This is a genomic window from Acidovorax sp. 107 (assembly GCF_003058055.1).
Lineage (GTDB): Bacteria > Pseudomonadota > Gammaproteobacteria > Burkholderiales > Burkholderiaceae_C > Acidovorax.
The window spans coordinates 2,715,168-2,731,835 of record NZ_QBTZ01000001.1 but is presented as its reverse complement, the minus strand read 5'-3'; the positions used below and the strand labels follow the sequence as shown (position 1 = coordinate 2,731,835).

Genomic DNA, 16,668 nt, shown 5'->3' with positions numbered 1-16,668 from the left:
GCGGCCCCGCTCCACACAAAAGGTTCCCATGAAGAAGCTTTGGCTCACCGCCACCCTGGCTGCCGCCTTGACGGCATGTTCGTCCATCTCCCCCACCACGGCGCCCACAGCCGCCACACTGAAGAAACCGGCGCTCGACCGCATTGCCGCAGCGCCCGCCGCAGCCGCTGCGGCGGACTTCCGACAGTTTCTGGCGCTGGCGGCCCAGATGCAGCCCGTGCTGCACCCGGCCGTGGCGGCCTACCTGGCGAAGCAGCCCTTGGCCGGTGACGATCTGGTCAACATCGGCCGCCTGCTGGGCCTGCACAACCGTCTGCGCAACCAGGCCGCTGTGATCGATGCGACCGCGCGCATGGTGGCCATCCCTACCGTGCGATCCGACAAGGTGCCGCCGCACGAAGACAAACACATCATTGCCTTTGGCACCCTGGTCGAAGGCATGGCCAAAGAGTTCGGCCTGCAATACCGCAACGTGGACAACCGCATCTTTGAAGTGAAGCTGCCTGGCACTGGCCCCGAAGAGTTCGGCATCCTGACCCATGCGGATGTGGTACCTGTGGTGGCTGATGAATGGGTGCTGGACGACGGCACCAAGCTCGACCCCTTCCAACTGACCCGTGTGGCTGGCAACCTGTACGGCCGGGGCTCCATCGACGACAAGGGCTCCATCGCCACCGTGCTGTTCGCGATGAAGGCCGTGAAGGACAGCGGTCTGCCGCTGGCCCGCACCATCCGCCTCATGATCGAGACCACCGAAGAAACCGGCGGCGACGCGATGAAGTACTACCGCGCCAAGACGTCGCTGCCCGAGTACAACATCGTGCTCGACAGCAAGTACCCCGCCGTGGTGGCCGAGAAGGGCTCTGGCGCGCTGCGCACCACCTTTGCACTGGGCGCCGCTGCTGGCAGCCAGCCCACCATCGTGGCCATGGCTGGCGCCGCATCGGCCAATGCCGTGCCTCAGACCGCTACGGCCCGCCTGCGTGGCGGCAACGCTGAGGCCACGGCCCGCCAGCTCAGCGCTGCCAAGGACGCCTTTGTTGGCAAGTACACCGGCCAGGGCGGCCAATTCAGCATCGACGTGACGCGTGAAGGCGCAGACGTGCTGGTCAAGGTCACAGGTGTCTCGGCCCACGGCTCGCGCCCCGAAGAAGGCGTGAACCCGCTGCCGCGCCTGGCACTGTTCCTGCAGCAATCCGGGGTGGCCGTGGCAGCCAATGGCTATGCCCAGGCTGTGAAGTACATCGGCGACCTGTATGGCATGGACTACCTGGGCCGCACCATGGGCCTGGCTTACAGCGACGACTTCATGGGTCCGCTGACCATGTCGCCCAACCTGATCCGCGAGAAGGACGGCAAGGTCGATGTGCTGGTGAACGTGCGCATGCCCCGTGGCAACACACCCGAGGCCCTGGCCAAGGCCACCACCGAACGCATCAAAGCCTGGGGCACCCGGGCGGGTGTGGCGGTTGAGGTGGACCACAACCAGGGCAACTGGATGGCACGCGACCCCAAGGGCGCCTGGCTGGCCACGCTGCTCAACACCTTTGGCGATACCACTGGCCTGCCCGCGCAGCCCGTGCCAACGGCCGGCAGCACTACTGCCAAGCTGATGCCCAATGCCATCAACTTTGGCCCCGCCATGCCCGGCAAGAAGTACACGGCCCACAACGCCAAGGAGTTCAAGGAAGTGGTGGACCTGGATGCGGACATGCAGATGTTCACCGAGATGCTGGTGCGCATCGGCAACCTGCCGCAGATGCAGTGAGCCTGCGGGTGGTAGCCGCCCGCGTGTTTTCTTGACCCGGGTTCTTGACCCAGGTGCAAGGCATCAGCCTCGACGAACGGGCGATGTTGGCGCCTTGCGCTACAGTGGCTGCGGACTCCGCGCGCAGCGCTCTCACGGGCCAGCCAGCGCGGGGCGTTTCATCTTTCAGCACGGAAGGACCTCCATGGCCAAAGCTCCTGGCAAAGCCGCACCCGGCAAGACCTCTGCCCCCAGCATCAACATCGGCATCAGCGACAAAGATCGCGCGGCCATCGCCCAGGGCCTGTCGCGCCTGCTGGCCGACACCTACACCCTGTACCTCACCACCCACAACTTCCACTGGAACGTGACGGGCCCGATGTTCAACACCCTGCACACCATGTTCATGGCGCAGTACACCGAGCTGTGGAACGCGGTGGACCCGATTGCCGAGCGCATCCGCTCGCTGGGCCATGTGGCCCCCGGCTCGTATGCCGAGTTTGGCAAGCTGGCCACGGTGCCCGACGCACCCGCCAAGCCGCCCAAGGCGCTGGACATGGTGCGTGTGCTGGTCGAAGGCCACGAGGCCGTGGCCCGCACCGCGCGCAGTCTGTTCCCCCTGGCCGACAAGGCCAGCGACGAACCCACGGCTGACCTGCTGACCCAGCGCCTGACGGTGCACGAGCAAACGGCCTGGATGCTGCGCTCTCTGCTGGAAGAGTAGTAAGACCGTCACCACGTGGTGAACCGAACGCCCGGTGGCTGCAAAGCTCCCGGGCGTTTTCAATGGGGTGCCATGGAGCAACCGGCGCCGGGTACCGGGCATCTGGGAAAATCCCGCGCCATGACCGCCACCACCACAGCCCCCCGCAGCCGCCTTTCGCTCTACCTCGACCTGATCCGCTGGGACCGCCCTGCCGGCTGGCTGGTGTGCCTGTGGCCCACGCTGAGCGCGCTCTGGATCGCGGCCGACGGGTTTCCGGGCTGGCATTTGCTGGCGGTGTTTGTGTTGGGCACCATCCTCATGCGCAGCGCGGGCTGCTGCGTGAACGATGTGGCCGACCGCGACTTTGACAAGCACGTCAAGCGCACCGCGCAGCGGCCCGTGACCACGGGTGCTGTGAGCGTGAAGGAGGCACTGGGCCTGGGCGCGGTGCTGGCGCTGGTGTCGTTTAGTCTGGTGCTCACCACCAGCGCCGCCGCCATCGCGTGGTCGTTGCCCGCCGTGCTGGTGGCCATTGCCTATCCGTTCACCAAGCGCCTCATTTCCATGCCCCAGGCGGTGCTGGGCATTGCGTTCAACTTTGGCATCGTCATCGCGTTTGCTGCCGTGCAGGGCAGCGTGCCGGCGGTGGCGTGGTGGATGTGGCTGGGCAACCTGTTCTGGGTGCTGGCCTATGACACCGAATACGCCATGGTGGACCGCGACGATGACCTCAAGATCGGCATCAAGACCTCGGCCATCACCCTGGGGCGGCTGGATGTGGCCGCCATCGTGGTGTTCTATCTGCTTTTCTTGGGAATTTGGGCGGTAGTGCTACAACCGTATGCCCTGGGTGCTATTTTTTATGTAGCGCTTGCGGCGGCGCTGGCCCAGGCCGTGTGGCACTTCACGCTCATCCGCACCCGCACCCGAGAGGGCTGCTTCAAGGCGTTCCGCATCAACCACTGGCTGGGCGCCACGGTGTTTGCGGGCATTGCGGGCAGTTACCTCGTGCGGGCGGCACTCACAAATTAATAGCAGCTAGTGCTTTATCGACTGGCGCTACCGCCCAAAAACATCAAGATCCGAACTCGTTGCCCAATTCGTTGGCGCGTTTTTCGGCAGCGCGCATGGCGGCCTCGAACGCCTGCGACACGCCACTGGCTTCCATCGACTGCAAGGCCGCGTAGGTCGTGCCGCCCTTGGAGGTGACGCGTTCGCGCAGCACGGCGGGGGATTCGTCGGAACGGCGGGCCAGCTCGGACGCGCCCACAAACGTGCCCACGGCCAGCTGGTGCGCCTGCGCTTCGGTCAGGCCCATGCCCACGCCGGCGCGTGTCATGGCTTCGAGGAAGTAGAAAACATAGGCCGGGCCCGAGCCCGACAGGGCGGTGACTGCGTCGAGCTGGGTCTCGCTCTCCACCCATAGGAATTCGCCGGTGGACGTCATGATGGCTTCCACGCTCTGGCGCTCGGCGCTGGTTACGGCGGGGCGCGCGTAGATCGCGCTCATGCCCTTGCCCACCAGCGCGGGCGTGTTGGGCATGGTGCGCACGATGCGCTCGGTGCCCAGCCACTGGGCGATGCTGTCCGAGCGAATGCCTGCGGCCACGCTCAGGTGCAGGGCCTGGTGGGTGTGCGCCTTGGCCTGTACGGCGGCGTCCTTGAAGGTCTGGGGCTTGACCGCCCAGACCACGATGCTGGCGCGCAGCAGCGCGGGGCCTGCGTCGGGTTGTGCCGTGAGGCCGAAATTCTTGAGCAGCGCCTCGCGCGTGGGGGCGTAGGGCTCAACCACCTCGATCTGGCTGGCCGGGTGGCCCTGGCGGATCAGCCCGCCAATGATGGCGCTGGCCATGTTGCCGCCGCCAATGAAGGCGATGGTGGGGAGTTGGGAATTTGCTGCGGCGGAAGCGGAGGAGGTCATGCTACGGTCAGGCGAGAAAGGGAGGCGCCATGGTAGCGCCGGAGACCTGTGATTGTCCGAATGGCCTGCGCAACTGGCGCGGCCCATGCCAGTGCTCCCACGCAAGGGCCGCCAGCATTCCCAGGTAGGGGCGCTGGGAGCGTCCCCCCGCCCGCAACGCGCAGCGATGTGAGAGCGGGGGGAAGGCGCCGAAGGCGACTCAGGGGGGCTACTCCGCAACAGTTTGGCGAACGGCGTGTTCCCAGTTCGCCATCAGCTCCTGCGCGCGCGCACTGCTGAGCGTGGGCACAAAGCGGCGGTCGGCGCGCCACAGCTGCGAGAGTTCATCCGTGCTGCGGTACACGCCACTCGACAGCCCGGCCAGGTAAGCAGCGCCCAGGGCCGTGGTCTCGATGACCGCGGGCCGCACCACCGGGATGCCCAGCAGGTCCGCCTGGAACTGCATCAGCAGGTCGTTGATGCAGGCGCCGCCGTCCACGCGCAGCTCGCTCACTGGGGCGCCACCGGCAGCCACGGCGTCGCGGCTCATGGCCAGCAGCAGGGCGGCGCTCTGGTAGGCAATGCTTTCGAGTGCTGCGCGCGCAATGTGGCCCAGCGTGGTGCCACGCGTGAGGCCGGTGATGGTGCCGCGTGCGTCGGGCTTCCAGTACGGGGCGCCCAGGCCGGTGAAGGCCGGCACCATCATCACGCCGCCCGAGTCGGGCACGCTTTGGGCCAGCGACTCGACCTCGCCGCTGGTGGAGATTGCGCGCAGGCCGTCGCGCAGCCACTGCACCACCGCGCCGCCGACAAACACACTGCCTTCCATCGCAAATTCAGGTTGCGCCGTCGCCTGCGCTGCGCTGGTGGTGAGCAGGCCGTTCTGCGAGGTCTGGAACGTGCCGCCCGTGTGCATGAGCATGAAGCAGCCCGTGCCATAGGTGTTCTTGGCCATGCCGGCGGTGAAGCAGGCCTGGCCGAACAGCGCGCTTTGCTGGTCGCCCGCCACGCCGCCGATGCGGATGGCGTGGCCCAGCAGGTCGGCCGCAATGTCGCCAAAGTGGGCGCTGGACGGCAGCACCTCGGGCATCAGCGCCTTGGGAATGCGCAGCAGCGCCAGCAGCTCGTCGTCCCACTGGTTGGTGTGCACATTGAACAGCATGGTGCGCGAGGCGTTGCTCACGTCCGTCACATGCACCTTGCCGTGGGTGAGCTTCCACATCAGCCAGCTGTCCACCGTGCCAAAGGCCAGCTCGCCGCGCTCGGCCGCGTCGCGGGCGCCGGGCACGTGGTCCAGCATCCACTGCAGCTTGGTGCCGGAGAAGTACGCATCCACCAGCAGGCCGGTCTTGGCCTGGATGGTGGCGGCATGGCCTTGCTCACGCAGCTGGGCGCAGGCGGGTTCGGCACGCCGGTCCTGCCACACGATGGCGTGGTGCACGGGCTGGCCGGTTTTGCGGTTCCACAGCACCGTGGTTTCGCGCTGGTTGGTGATGCCGACGGCACGGATGTCGCGGGCCGCGATGCCCGCCTTGGCCAGCGCATCGCGCGCGGTGGCGAGCTGGGTGCGCCAGATCTCCAGCGGGTCGTGCTCCACCCAGCCGGGCTGGGGGTAGATCTGCGGCAGCTCCAGCTGCGCCTGCGCCACGATGTGGCCGCCTTCGTCAAAAACGATGCTGCGGGAGCTGGAGGTGCCTTGGTCGAGGGCGAGCAAGTAGGTCATGGTGAGGAAGATTCAGGAATTCAGGCGGCGACTGTGCAGAGGACTTCGGCGTCTTGCAATAGGGCAGGAAACGGCTCAGGCGGCGGTGCATCGGTAAACAGGCGGTCGATCTGCGCCAGAGTGGCCAGTTGCACCATGGCCGGGCGGTTGAACTTGCTGAAGTCGGCCGCCAGCCAGACCTCGCGCGCGTGCTCGATGATGGTTTGCGCCACCTTCACCTCGCGGTAGTCAAAGTCGCGCAGCGACCCGTCCGGCTCGATGCCCGAAATGCCGATGAGCGCAATGTCCACCTTGAACTGGCGGATGAAGTCCACCGCCGCTTCGCCCACGATGCCCCGGTCGCGCGCGCGCACCACGCCGCCGGCCACGATGACCTCGCATTCGGGGTTGCCGCTCAGGATGGCGGCCACATTCAGGTTGTTGGTGATCACGCGCAGGCCCCGGTGGTGCAGCAGCGCCTTGGCAATGGCCTCGGTGGTGGTGCCGATGTTCAGGATCAGCGAGCAGTCGTTGGGCACCTGTTCGGCCACGGCGCGCGCAATGCGCGCTTTGCCTTCGGCATGCAGGTTTTCGCGCTGGGTGTGCGCCAGGTTCTCCACCGTGGAGCTGGGCACGCGCACGCCGCCATGAAAGCGCGTGAGCAGTCCCGACTCCGCGAGGCGCTGCACGTCGCGGCGCACCGTCTGCAGCGTGACCCCCAGGGTGTCGGCAAGTTGTTCCACCGTGGCGGACTTGCGCGCGCGCACTTCTTCGAGGAGTTGGAGTTGGCGGGGATTGGTGTTCACGGTGGGGTGTGGTGCGCAGTGGTTTGTCACCGAATCGTAACGAATATGAAACATTCGCTTTGGTGCCCGGTGACACGCCAAAGACTGTAAATCGAACAAAAACGAATTGATTAAGGGTAAACCTTGATTCGATTCGAACAAAAAGGAACAAAAATGAAAAAGATCGAAATTTGAGGGCTGCCGTGCGTGTGTGCAGCCCTTTCACACAGGCCGCAGGGCCGGAAGAGGATGCTTCATGCAGCTGGCGTTGGACAGCATCAGCAAAAAAGTCGGGGCGCAGACCTGGCTGTACGACATGAACCTGTCGCTGCAGCCCAATGCCGTGACGGTGCTGCTGGGGGCGACCCAGGCGGGCAAGACCAGCCTGATGCGCATCATGGCGGGGTTGGATGTGCCCACCCACGGGCGTGTGTTGGTGGATGGCAAGGACGTGACGGGCACCCCCGTGCGCGACCGCAATGTGGCCATGGTGTACCAGCAGTTCATCAACTACCCCTCGATGAAGGTGGCGGCCAACATTGCGTCGCCCCTGAAGCTGCGCGGCGAAAAGAACATCGACGCCCGCGTGCGTGAAATTGCCAGCCGCCTGCACATCGACATGTTCCTGGACCGCTATCCGGCCGAGCTGTCGGGCGGCCAGCAGCAGCGCGTGGCACTGGCCCGCGCCCTGGCCAAGGGTGCGCCCCTGATGCTGCTAGATGAGCCCCTGGTGAACCTGGACTACAAGCTGCGCGAAGAACTGCGCGAAGAGCTGACCCAGCTGTTTGCCGCCGGCCAGTCCACCGTGGTCTATGCCACCACCGAGCCGGGCGAGGCCCTGCTGCTGGGAGGCTACACGGCGGTGCTGGACGAAGGCCAGCTGCTGCAGTACGGCCCCACGGCCGAGGTGTTCCATGCGCCCAATTCACTGCGCGTGGCGCGCGCTTTCAGCGACCCGCCGATGAACCTGATTGCCGCCTCGGCCACGCCTGCCGGTGTGCGCCTGCAGGGCGGCTTGGAGCTGAGCGTGCCGCTCCCACAAGGCGTGGCGGCAGCTGCCGGCCTCACGGTGGGCGTGCGCGCCAGTGCGCTGCGCGTGGCGGCCCGCCCGGGCGACGTCAGTGTGGCAGGGGTGGTGGAGCTGGCCGAGATTTCGGGCTCCGACACCTTTGTGCACGCGGCCACGCCCTGGGGTGACCTGGTGGCGCAGCTGACCGGCGTGCATTACTTTGAACTGGGCACGCCCATCACGCTGCACCTGGACCCCGCCCAGGCCTACGTGTTTGGTGCCGACGGCCGACTGGCCTGGGCGCCCGCCCGGCCTGCTACCGCACAAGGAGGGCGCTGACATGGCCCGCATCAGCCTGGACTTGGCGCATTCGTACAAGCCCAACCCGCAGCAGGACAGCGACTACGCGCTGCTGCCGCTCAAGATGGAGTTCGAGGACGGCGGCGCGTATGCGCTGCTCGGCCCTTCGGGCTGTGGCAAGACCACCATGCTCAACATCATGTCGGGGCTGCTCGTGCCCTCGCATGGCAAGGTGCTGTTTGACGGCCGCGACGTGACGCGCGCCAGCCCGCAGGAGCGCAACATCGCCCAGGTGTTCCAGTTCCCCGTGATCTACGACACCATGACGGTGGCCGAGAACCTGGCCTTCCCGTTGCGTAACCGCAAGGTGCCTGAGGACCAGATCAAGCAGCGCGTGGGTGTGATTGCCGAGATGCTGGAGATGAGTGGGCAGCTCAACCAGCGCGCCGCAGGCCTGGCGGCCGATGCCAAGCAGAAGATCTCGCTTGGCCGTGGCTTGGTGCGCGCCGATGTGGCCGCCGTACTGTTCGACGAGCCGCTCACGGTGATCGACCCCCATCTCAAGTGGCAGTTGCGGCGCAAACTCAAGCAGATTCACCACGAACTCAAGCTCACGCTGATCTACGTCACGCACGACCAGGTGGAGGCACTGACCTTTGCCGACCAGGTGGTGGTGATGACGCGCGGCAAGGCCGTGCAGGTAGGCTCGGCCGACGCCTTGTTCGAGCGGCCCGCACACACCTTCGTGGGCCACTTCATTGGTTCGCCGGGCATGAACTTCTTGCCAGCGCACAGCGAGGGCGGCAGCCTCACCGTGGCCGGCAACCGCCTGGCCAGCCCCGTGGGCCGCACGCTGCCCGCTGGCGCCCTGCAGGTCGGCATCCGCCCCGAATACCTGGCGCTGGCCCAGCCGCAACAGGCAGGTGCACTGCCCGGCACGGTGGTGCAGGTGCAGGACATTGGCACCTATCAGATGCTGACCGCCAAGGTGGGTGAGCACACCGTCAAGGCGCGTTTCACGCCCGAGACGCGACTGCCATCGGCCGGTGACACGGCCTGGCTGCAGGTGCTGGGTGAGCACACCTGCTTCTACCAAAATGAGGAGCTCCTGGGATGAGCACAACGACCAAGCCCGTCAACCAGAAAGCCTGGTTCCTGATCCTGCCCGTGATTCTGTGTGTGGCCTTCTCGGCCATCCTGCCGCTGATGACGGTGGTGAACTACTCGGTGCAGGACATCATCAGCCCCGAGCGCCGCGTGTTCGTGGGCACCGAGTGGTTCGTGCAGGTGATGCGCGACGAGGAGCTGCACGCCGCGCTGCTGCGCCAGCTCACCTTCTCGCTGGCCGTGCTGGCGGTGGAGATTCCGCTGGGCATCCTGCTCGCGCTCTCCATGCCCGCGCAGGGCTGGAAGTCGTCCGCCGTGCTGGTGGTGGTGGCGCTGTCGCTGCTGATTCCGTGGAACGTGGTGGGCACCATCTGGCAGATCTATGGCCGTGCCGACATCGGCCTCATGGGCCGGCTGCTGCAGCAGATGGGCATCGAATACAGCTACACCGGCAACGCCACGCAGGCCTGGCTCACGGTGCTGCTGATGGATGTGTGGCACTGGACGCCGCTGGTCGCGCTGCTGGCGTTTGCCGGGCTGCGCTCCATCCCGGACGCGTACTACCAGGCCGCGCGCATTGACGGCGCCAGCAAGTTCGCGGTGTTCCGCTACATCCAGCTGCCCAAGATGCGCGGCGTGCTGATGATTGCCGTGCTGCTGCGCTTCATGGACAGTTTCATGATCTACACCGAGCCCTTTGTGCTCACGGGCGGCGGGCCAGGCAATGCCACCACCTTCCTGAGCCAGTACCTCACGACCAAGGCCGTGGGCCAGTTTGATCTGGGCCCTGCCGCAGCGTTCTCGCTGATCTATTTCTTCATCATCCTGCTGCTGTGCTTCATCCTCTACAACTGGATGCAGCGCGTGGGCACCGCCAGCAACGAAGGGGCCGGCCATGAATGAAAAGCGCTTCCAGAAGCGGTCGATCTTCCTTGTCGTCTACCTCATCTTCGCCGTGCTGCCCATCTACTGGATGGTCAACATGAGCTTCAAGACGAACGCGGAGATCCTGTCGACGTTCTCGTTCTTCCCCCAGCATTTCACCTGGGATAACTACAAGACCATCTTCACGGACGAGTCCTGGTATTCGGGCTACATCAACAGCCTGATCTACGTGGGCATCAACACGGTGATCTCGCTCACCGTGGCGCTGCCTGCGGCTTATGCGTTCAGCCGCTACCAGTTCCTGGGCGACAAGCATGTGTTCTTCTGGCTGCTGACCAACCGCATGACGCCGCCGGCCGTGTTTTTGCTGCCGTTCTTCCAGCTGTACACGACCGTGGGGCTGATGGACACGCACATCGCCGTAGCGCTGGCGCACCTCTTGTTCAACGTGCCGCTGGCGGTGTGGATTCTCGAAGGTTTCATGAGCGGCATCCCTCGTGAAATTGACGAGACGGCCTACATCGACGGCTACAGCTTTTCGCGCTTTTTCATGACCATCTTCCTGCCGCTCATCAAGGCGGGCGTGGGTGTGGCGGCGTTCTTCTGCTTCATGTTCAGCTGGGTGGAGCTACTGCTGGCGCGCACGCTGACCAGCGTGAATGCCAAGCCCATCGTGGCCACGATGACACGCACCGTCAGCGCCTCGGGCATGGACTGGGCCACGCTCGCGGCTGCTGGGGTGCTGACCATCGTGCCGGGTGCCATCGTGATCTGGTTTGTTCGCCACTACATCGCAAAAGGCTTTGCGATGGGGCGTGTTTGAGGAGGCAGCGACATGTTTGACTGGATGGCCTGGACGCTGCCTGTGGCGGTGTTCTTCGTTTGCATCGTGCTGATGCTGATTGGCATGACGGTGTGGGAGATCAAGTCCCCCACAGTGATGCGCAGGGGCTTTTTGCCGCTGGAGACCACGCGCGGCGACCGGCTGTTTATCGGCCTGTTGTCAGCGGCTTATGTGAATCTGATTTTTGTGGGCATCAGCGGCAAGCTGGCCCAGTGGTTCAGCCTGCAAGGCGATCCGTCGATCTGGATCAGCTTTGTGCTGTCGATGGCGCTGCTGGTGTTCATCCTGCGCAAAGGGTGAGATGCCTCCGGGCAGCTTTGATTTCAATGGTTCCCGTCGTGCGGCTCAACCCTTCCCCGGAGCTGCGCGACCCTTGCATCCAAAGGGGAGATGACTATGAGGAGACAGGCACTATGAAGACGCGGTACACAGCGCTGGCACTGGCAGTGGCGGTCATGACGGGTCAGGCCGCCATGGCGGGCGAGGCGGAGGCCAAGAAATGGATCGACAGCGAGTTTCAGCCCTCCACGCTGAGCAAAGACCAGCAGATGGCCGAGATGAAGTGGTTCATGGACGCGGCCAAGAAACTGCAGGCCAAGGGTGTGAAGGAGATCTCGGTGGTGTCGGAAACCATCACCACCCACGAATATGAGTCCAAGACGCTCGCCAAGGCGTTCGAAGAAATCACGGGCATCAAGGTCAAGCACGACCTGATCCAGGAAGGTGATGTGGTCGAGAAGCTGCAGACCTCCATGCAGTCGGGCAAGTCGATCTATGACGGCTGGATCTCGGACTCTGACCTGATCGGTACGCACTACCGTTACGGCAAGATCATGAACCTGACCGACTACATGGGCGGCGCGGGCAAGGAGTGGACAAACCCCGGCATCGACATCAAGGACTACATCGGCACCAAGTTCACGACCGCGCCCGATGGCAAGCTGTACCAGTTGCCCGACCAGCAGTTCGCCAACCTGTACTGGTTCCGCGCCGATCTGTTCGACCGCAAGGACATCAAGGACAAGTTCAAGGCCAAGTACGGCTACGACCTGGGCGTGCCGCTGAACTGGAGCGCCTACGAGGACATCGCCGAGTTCTTCACCAACGACGTGAAGAACATCGACGGCAAGCCGATCTATGGCCACATGGACTACGGCAAGAAGGACCCGTCGCTGGGCTGGCGTTTCACCGACGCCTGGCTGTCCATGGCAGGTGCTGCCGACATTGGCGCTCCCAACGGCCTGCCGATCGACGAGTGGGGCATCCGTGTGGCTGACGACAAGTGCACCCCTGTAGGTGCCAGCGTGGCCCGTGGCGGTGCGACCAACTCGCCCGCCGCCGTCTACGCCCTCACCAAGTACGTGGACTGGATGAAGAAGTACGCGCCCAAGGAAGCCACGGGCATGACCTTCGGCGAAGCCGGCCCCGTGCCCGCCCAGGGCCAGATCGCCCAGCAGATCTTCTGGTACACCGCGTTCACGGCCGACATGACCAAGCCTGGCCTGCCTGTGATGAACGCCGACGGCACGCCCAAGTGGCGCATGGCCCCAGGCCCCAACGGCCCGTACTGGAAGCAGGGCATGCAGAACGGCTACCAGGACGTGGGTTCGTGGACTTTCTTCAAGGACCATGATGCCAACAAGACGGCTGCCGCCTGGCTGTACGCCCAGTTTGTGACCGCCAAGACCACGTCGCTCAAGAAGACGCTGACAGGCCTGACCCCGATCCGCGAGAGCGACATCCAGTCCAAGGCCATGACCGATGCCGCACCCAAGCTCGGCGGACTGGTGGAGTTCTACCGCAGCCCTGCCCGCGTGGCATGGTCGCCCACCGGTACCAACGTGCCCGACTACCCCAAGCTGGCGCAGCTCTGGTGGAAGAACGTGGCCCAGGCTGTGACGGGTGAAAAGACCCCCCAGGGCGCCATGGACACGCTGGCCGACGAGATGGACCAGGTGATGGCCCGTCTGGAACGGGCTGGCATGGCGCATTGCGCACCCAAGCTGAACCCCAAGAGCGACCCCGCGAAGTGGCTGAGCGACAAGCAGGCGCCTTGGGCCAAGCTGGCCAATGAGAAGCCAAAGGGCCAGACGATTGCCTACGGCACGCTCCTGCAAGCGTGGAAGGACGGCAAGACGCGCTGATCCACAGATCAAGGGGTTCATGTAACCACCATTGATCGGCAGCCAGGGCTCACAAGGTCTCTGGCTGCCTTTTTTGCTCCATACCGCCCCGGCCTCCATTGGGCTTGGGGCGGGTTCTCACCCCGGGAGTGTCAGGAATTCAAGGGTAAACCCTTGGTTTTTGCTCCGCCCATGGACAATCACCCCATGACCATTGCCACCGCTCCCCTCCCCACACGGCGCGCCGACCTCCTGGCCCGCCTTGCCCAGCCGCACCACTATGACCTCGCCGTGATCGGCGGGGGCGCGACGGGCCTGGGGGTGGCGCTGGATGCTGCGGCGCGCGGCTTCAGCGTGGTCCTGGTGGATTCCCACGATTTCGCCAAAGGGACGTCGTCCCGCGCCACGAAGCTGGTGCATGGCGGAGTCCGTTATCTGGCGCAGGGCAACATCGCCCTGGTGCGCGAGGCGCTGCATGAGCGCACCACGCTGCTGCACAACGCGCCCCACCTCGCGCAGCCATTGCCCTTCGTAATGCCGTCGTACCGTTTTTGGGAAACCCCCTTTTATGGTGTCGGGCTGATGATGTACGACGCGCTGGCGGGTAAGGCGGGCCTGGGCGCCACGCAGTTCCTGGGGCGCGAGAGCACCCTGCGGTGCCTGCCCACCGCCCGGACCGAGGGCCTCAAAGGCGGGGTCAAATACTGGGATGGCCAGTTCGACGATGCGCGCCTGGCGCTGGCGCTGGCGCGCACGGCGGCCAGCCTGGGCGCCTTGGTGGTCAATTACTGCCCAGCCAAATCTTTGGTCCATGAGGCCGGCAAGGTCGTGGGCTTTGTCTGCGAGGACGCGGACAGCGGCCAGCAGTTCTCCGTGCGCGCCCGGTCGGTGGTCAACGCCACGGGCGTGTGGGTGGACACCTTGCGCCAGATGGATGGTGAAGCCATCGGTCGGCCCGTCAAGCCCATGGTGGCGCCCAGCCAAGGCGTGCACATCGTGGTGGACCGGGAATTCTTGCCGTCTGACCACGCCTTGATGGTGCCCAAGACGGCCGATGGCCGCGTGCTGTTTGCGGTGCCTTGGCTGGGCAAACTCATTCTGGGCACCACCGACAGCCCACGCCAGGACGTAGTGCGTGAGCCCGAGCCCTTCCGGGAGGAAGTGCGGTTCATCCTGGAGGAATCCGCCCGCTACCTGACCCGCGCGCCCCGCGTCGAGGACATCCGCAGCATCTGGGTGGGCTTGCGCCCGCTGGTCAAGCCGCAGGACGACGACGGCGATAACACCAAGAAAATCAGCCGGGAGCACACGGTGCTGGCGAGCCGCAGTGGTCTGATCACCGTGACCGGTGGCAAATGGACCACGTACCGCGCCATGGCCGAAGATGTGTTGCAAAAATGCTTCACCACGGGACTGCTGCCAGAAAAGCCTGCAGGCGTGACCAATCACCTGCCCCTGGTGGGAACGCCGCGGGAGCCGGTGCGGCACCGTATCAGCGATGCCCAGGGTCTGCATTCGTACGGCAGTGAGGCGGCTGAGGTGCTGCGAACCCCGGGCGCCGAGAGGAGTCTGGGCGAAGGCCTCACGGAAGCGATGGTGCGCTTTGCTGCCCGCCACGAATACGCCTGCACCGTGGAAGACGTGCTGGCTCGCCGCTCGCGCCTGCTGTTCCTGGACGCCCGCAAGGCCATTGAGCTGGCCCCCCTCGTTGCGGACATTCTGCGTGAGGAGTTGGGTGCAGACCCGCAGCTGGCGGCCTTTCTGACCCTGGCGCAACAGTATCTGCATGTGCCTGCGTAGCACACGCTTGACTTCCTGAAAGTCCTTTGCAATAATCGAGGGCTTCGCGTTTAAAGCGCGAAGTTTCTGCCCAGCGGGAAGTGCTGCAAATGGTTTGCGGTGCGGACGACGGGCCCAAGACTGACTGGCTGATCTGCAGCCCTTGAGAAGTTCTCTGGGGCTGTTGTCTTCTGGTGCAAGTTGGGAATATTGAAATGATCCAGACAGAATCTCGGTTAGAGGTTGCCGATAATACCGGCGCCAAGTCCGTCCTTTGCATTAAGGTGCTGGGTGGCTCGAAGCGTCGCTATGCAAGCGTTGGCGACATCATCAAGGTGAGCATCAAAGAAGCCGCTCCACGTGGCCGCGTCAAAAAAGGCGAGGTTTACAGCGCAGTGGTGGTTCGCACGGCGAAGGGTATTCGTCGCGGCGATGGTTCGCTCGTGAAATTCGACGGCAATGCTGCAGTGTTGCTGAATGCAAAGTTGGAGCCCATCGGCACCCGCATCTTTGGACCCGTGACGCGTGAACTGCGTACCGAGAAGTTCATGAAGATCGTGTCCCTGGCTCCTGAAGTTCTCTAAGGACGCGCCATGAATAAGATTCGCAAGGGCGACGAAGTCATCGTGCTGACCGGCCGTGACAAGGGTAAGCGCGGCACTGTGTCGCTGCGCAAGGATGACTCCCACCTCGTCATCGACGGCATCAACCTCGTCAAGAAGCACGCCAAGCCAAACCCCATGAAGGGCACGACCGGCGGCATCATCGAAAAGGCCATGCCGATTCACCAGTCCAACGTCGCTATCTTCAATGCCGCCACCGGCAAGGCGGATCGCGTGGGCATCAAGGTGCAGGCTGACGGCACGCGCGTTCGCGTGTTCAAGTCCAGCGGCGCTGAAATCAAGGCGGCCTAAGGGGTAAACATGGCACGACTCCAAGAAATTTACCGCGACAAGATCGCTCCCGAGCTGACCAAGCAGTTCGGTTACACCTCGCCGATGCAGGTTCCCCGTCTGACCAAGATCACCCTGAACATGGGCGTGAGCGAAGCAGTCTCGGACAAGAAGGTGATGGACAACGCCGTGGCTGACCTGACCAAGATTGCTGGTCAGAAGCCTGTGGTGACCAAGGCCAAGAAGGCTATCGCCGGTTTCAAGATCCGCGAAGGCCAGGCCATCGGTTGCATGGTCACGCTGCGTGGCGTGCAGATGTATGAGTTCCTGGACCGTTTCGTGACCGTGGCTCTGCCCCGCGTTCGTGACTTCCGTGGTATCTCCGGTCGCGCTTTCGATGGCCGTGGCAACTACAACATCGGCGTCAAAGAACAGATCATCTTCCCTGAAATTGAGTACGACAAGGTTGACGCTTTGCGCGGTCTCAATATCAGCATCACCACGACGGCCAAGTCCGACGAAGAAGCCAAGGCGCTTCTCGCTGGTTTCCGTTTCCCGTTCAAGAACTGAGGCGAAGCATGGCTAAAGTAGCTTTGATCCAGCGCGAACTGAAGCGCGAAAAACTGGCAGCCAAGTACGCAACCAAGTATGCGGAACTGAAGGCAATCGCTGGCGATGCCAAGCGTAGCGACGAAGAGCGTGATGCAGCCCGCCTGGGCCTGCAAAAGCTCCCACGCAACGCCAATCCCACACGTCAGCGCAACCGTTGTGAAATCACCGGTCGTCCACGTGGCACCTTCCGTCAATTCGGTCTGGCTCGCGCCAAGATCCGCGAACTGGCTTTCAATGGCGACATCCCTGGTGTCACCAAGGCCAGCTGGTAAGCAG

At 64.2% G+C, this 16,668-nt stretch carries 17 protein-coding genes; 14 read left to right on the top strand and 3 right to left on the bottom strand.

Annotation, left to right across the window (positions count from 1 at the left end; all coding sequences use genetic code 11):
* The first annotated feature begins 28 nt into the window (after window positions 1–28).
* The 3 genes from C8C99_RS12825 to ubiA all read left to right on the top strand — a co-directional run bounded on the left by C8C99_RS12825 (window position 29) and on the right by ubiA (window position 3,485).
* Window positions 29–1,768 carry a dipeptidase gene (locus tag C8C99_RS12825; RefSeq protein ID WP_108625945.1) on the top strand — a complete coding sequence of 580 codons (1,740 nt, stop codon included), beginning with the start codon at window positions 29–31 and terminating at the stop codon, window positions 1,766–1,768.
* A gap of 184 nt (window positions 1,769–1,952) precedes the next feature.
* Window positions 1,953–2,471: a Dps family protein gene (locus C8C99_RS12820; RefSeq protein ID WP_056647935.1), complete on the top strand. Its 519-nt coding sequence runs from the start codon at window positions 1,953–1,955 to the stop codon at window positions 2,469–2,471.
* A 120-nt stretch (window positions 2,472–2,591) separates the two neighbouring features.
* Window positions 2,592–3,485: a 4-hydroxybenzoate octaprenyltransferase gene (gene ubiA / locus C8C99_RS12815; protein WP_108625944.1), complete on the top strand. Its 894-nt coding sequence runs from the start codon at window positions 2,592–2,594 to the stop codon at window positions 3,483–3,485.
* 43 nt (window positions 3,486–3,528) lie between these two features.
* Here the strand turns inward: ubiA and proC are convergent, their stop codons facing one another.
* From proC to C8C99_RS12800, 3 genes are all read right to left on the bottom strand, one after another.
* Entirely contained in the window at window positions 3,529–4,374 is an 846-nt protein-coding gene (gene proC, locus C8C99_RS12810) for a pyrroline-5-carboxylate reductase (RefSeq protein ID WP_108625943.1), read from the bottom strand.
* A 208-nt stretch (window positions 4,375–4,582) separates the two neighbouring features.
* Window positions 4,583–6,076, bottom strand: coding sequence for a glycerol kinase GlpK (gene glpK / locus C8C99_RS12805; RefSeq protein WP_108625942.1), 1,494 nt, complete (start codon window positions 6,074–6,076; stop codon window positions 4,583–4,585).
* Window positions 6,077–6,096: 20 nt separating this feature from the next.
* Window positions 6,097–6,861 carry a DeoR/GlpR family DNA-binding transcription regulator gene (locus C8C99_RS12800; RefSeq protein ID WP_056648352.1) on the bottom strand — a complete coding sequence of 255 codons (765 nt, stop codon included), beginning with the start codon at window positions 6,859–6,861 and terminating at the stop codon, window positions 6,097–6,099.
* A 235-nt stretch (window positions 6,862–7,096) separates the two neighbouring features.
* On the opposite strand from C8C99_RS12800, the gene C8C99_RS12795 reads away from it, so the two are divergent.
* The 11 genes from C8C99_RS12795 to rpsN all read left to right on the top strand — a co-directional run bounded on the left by C8C99_RS12795 (window position 7,097) and on the right by rpsN (window position 16,664).
* Complete coding sequence (locus tag C8C99_RS12795; RefSeq protein WP_015016026.1) at window positions 7,097–8,188, top strand: ABC transporter ATP-binding protein; 1,092 nt, start codon at window positions 7,097–7,099, stop codon at window positions 8,186–8,188.
* 1 nt (window position 8,189) lies between these two features.
* Window positions 8,190–9,266 carry an ABC transporter ATP-binding protein gene (locus C8C99_RS12790; RefSeq protein ID WP_056647948.1) on the top strand — a complete coding sequence of 359 codons (1,077 nt, stop codon included), beginning with the start codon at window positions 8,190–8,192 and terminating at the stop codon, window positions 9,264–9,266.
* A complete protein-coding gene (locus C8C99_RS12785) occupies window positions 9,263–10,159 on the top strand; it encodes a carbohydrate ABC transporter permease (protein WP_056647951.1) in 897 nt (298 codons plus the stop codon). The genes C8C99_RS12790 and C8C99_RS12785 overlap by 4 nt, the downstream gene beginning before the upstream one ends.
* A complete protein-coding gene (locus tag C8C99_RS12780; protein WP_056647953.1) occupies window positions 10,152–10,964 on the top strand; it encodes a carbohydrate ABC transporter permease in 813 nt (270 codons plus the stop codon). The genes C8C99_RS12785 and C8C99_RS12780 overlap by 8 nt, the downstream gene beginning before the upstream one ends.
* Window positions 10,965–10,976: 12 nt before the next feature.
* Window positions 10,977–11,285 (top strand): DUF2160 domain-containing protein, encoded by a 309-nt coding sequence (locus C8C99_RS12775; RefSeq protein ID WP_056647956.1) that lies wholly within the window; start codon window positions 10,977–10,979, stop codon window positions 11,283–11,285.
* Between the two features lie 113 nt (window positions 11,286–11,398).
* Entirely contained in the window at window positions 11,399–13,129 is a 1,731-nt protein-coding gene (locus C8C99_RS12770; protein WP_056647959.1) for an ABC transporter substrate-binding protein, read from the top strand.
* Window positions 13,130–13,315: 186 nt separating this feature from the next.
* Window positions 13,316–14,908, top strand: coding sequence for a glycerol-3-phosphate dehydrogenase/oxidase (locus tag C8C99_RS12765; protein ID WP_056648356.1), 1,593 nt, complete (start codon window positions 13,316–13,318; stop codon window positions 14,906–14,908).
* A gap of 194 nt (window positions 14,909–15,102) precedes the next feature.
* Entirely contained in the window at window positions 15,103–15,471 is a 369-nt protein-coding gene (gene rplN / locus C8C99_RS12760) for a 50S ribosomal protein L14 (protein WP_007861702.1), read from the top strand.
* A 9-nt stretch (window positions 15,472–15,480) separates the two neighbouring features.
* Window positions 15,481–15,801 (top strand): 50S ribosomal protein L24, encoded by a 321-nt coding sequence (gene rplX / locus C8C99_RS12755; RefSeq protein WP_008906524.1) that lies wholly within the window; start codon window positions 15,481–15,483, stop codon window positions 15,799–15,801.
* Between the two features lie 9 nt (window positions 15,802–15,810).
* Window positions 15,811–16,350, top strand: a complete 540-nt coding sequence (gene rplE, locus C8C99_RS12750) for a 50S ribosomal protein L5 (RefSeq protein ID WP_005793632.1) — start codon at window positions 15,811–15,813, stop codon at window positions 16,348–16,350.
* 8 nt (window positions 16,351–16,358) lie between these two features.
* Complete coding sequence (gene rpsN, locus C8C99_RS12745; protein ID WP_015016017.1) at window positions 16,359–16,664, top strand: 30S ribosomal protein S14; 306 nt, start codon at window positions 16,359–16,361, stop codon at window positions 16,662–16,664.
* Window positions 16,665–16,668 lie beyond the last annotated feature (4 nt).

What these genes read in the sequence shown, in the direction of transcription:
- rpsN (WP_015016017.1), top strand. Translation starts at nt 16,359, where the DNA reads ATGGCTAAAGTAGCTTTGATCCAGCGCGAACTGAAGCGCGAAAAACTG.
- C8C99_RS12820 (WP_056647935.1), top strand. Translation starts at nt 1,953, where the DNA reads ATGGCCAAAGCTCCTGGCAAAGCCGCACCCGGCAAGACCTCTGCCCCC.
- C8C99_RS12775 (WP_056647956.1), top strand. Translation starts at nt 10,977, where the DNA reads ATGTTTGACTGGATGGCCTGGACGCTGCCTGTGGCGGTGTTCTTCGTT.
- glpK (WP_108625942.1), bottom strand. Translation starts at nt 6,076, where the DNA reads ATGACCTACTTGCTCGCCCTCGACCAAGGCACCTCCAGCTCCCGCAGC.
- C8C99_RS12765 (WP_056648356.1), top strand. Translation starts at nt 13,316, where the DNA reads ATGACCATTGCCACCGCTCCCCTCCCCACACGGCGCGCCGACCTCCTG.
- rplN (WP_007861702.1), top strand. Translation starts at nt 15,103, where the DNA reads ATGATCCAGACAGAATCTCGGTTAGAGGTTGCCGATAATACCGGCGCC.
- rplE (WP_005793632.1), top strand. Translation starts at nt 15,811, where the DNA reads ATGGCACGACTCCAAGAAATTTACCGCGACAAGATCGCTCCCGAGCTG.
- C8C99_RS12780 (WP_056647953.1), top strand. Translation starts at nt 10,152, where the DNA reads ATGAATGAAAAGCGCTTCCAGAAGCGGTCGATCTTCCTTGTCGTCTAC.
- C8C99_RS12790 (WP_056647948.1), top strand. Translation starts at nt 8,190, where the DNA reads ATGGCCCGCATCAGCCTGGACTTGGCGCATTCGTACAAGCCCAACCCG.
- C8C99_RS12785 (WP_056647951.1), top strand. Translation starts at nt 9,263, where the DNA reads ATGAGCACAACGACCAAGCCCGTCAACCAGAAAGCCTGGTTCCTGATC.
- C8C99_RS12770 (WP_056647959.1), top strand. Translation starts at nt 11,399, where the DNA reads ATGAAGACGCGGTACACAGCGCTGGCACTGGCAGTGGCGGTCATGACG.
- C8C99_RS12795 (WP_015016026.1), top strand. Translation starts at nt 7,097, where the DNA reads ATGCAGCTGGCGTTGGACAGCATCAGCAAAAAAGTCGGGGCGCAGACC.
- ubiA (WP_108625944.1), top strand. Translation starts at nt 2,592, where the DNA reads ATGACCGCCACCACCACAGCCCCCCGCAGCCGCCTTTCGCTCTACCTC.
- C8C99_RS12825 (WP_108625945.1), top strand. Translation starts at nt 29, where the DNA reads ATGAAGAAGCTTTGGCTCACCGCCACCCTGGCTGCCGCCTTGACGGCA.
- rplX (WP_008906524.1), top strand. Translation starts at nt 15,481, where the DNA reads ATGAATAAGATTCGCAAGGGCGACGAAGTCATCGTGCTGACCGGCCGT.
- proC (WP_108625943.1), bottom strand. Translation starts at nt 4,374, where the DNA reads ATGACCTCCTCCGCTTCCGCCGCAGCAAATTCCCAACTCCCCACCATC.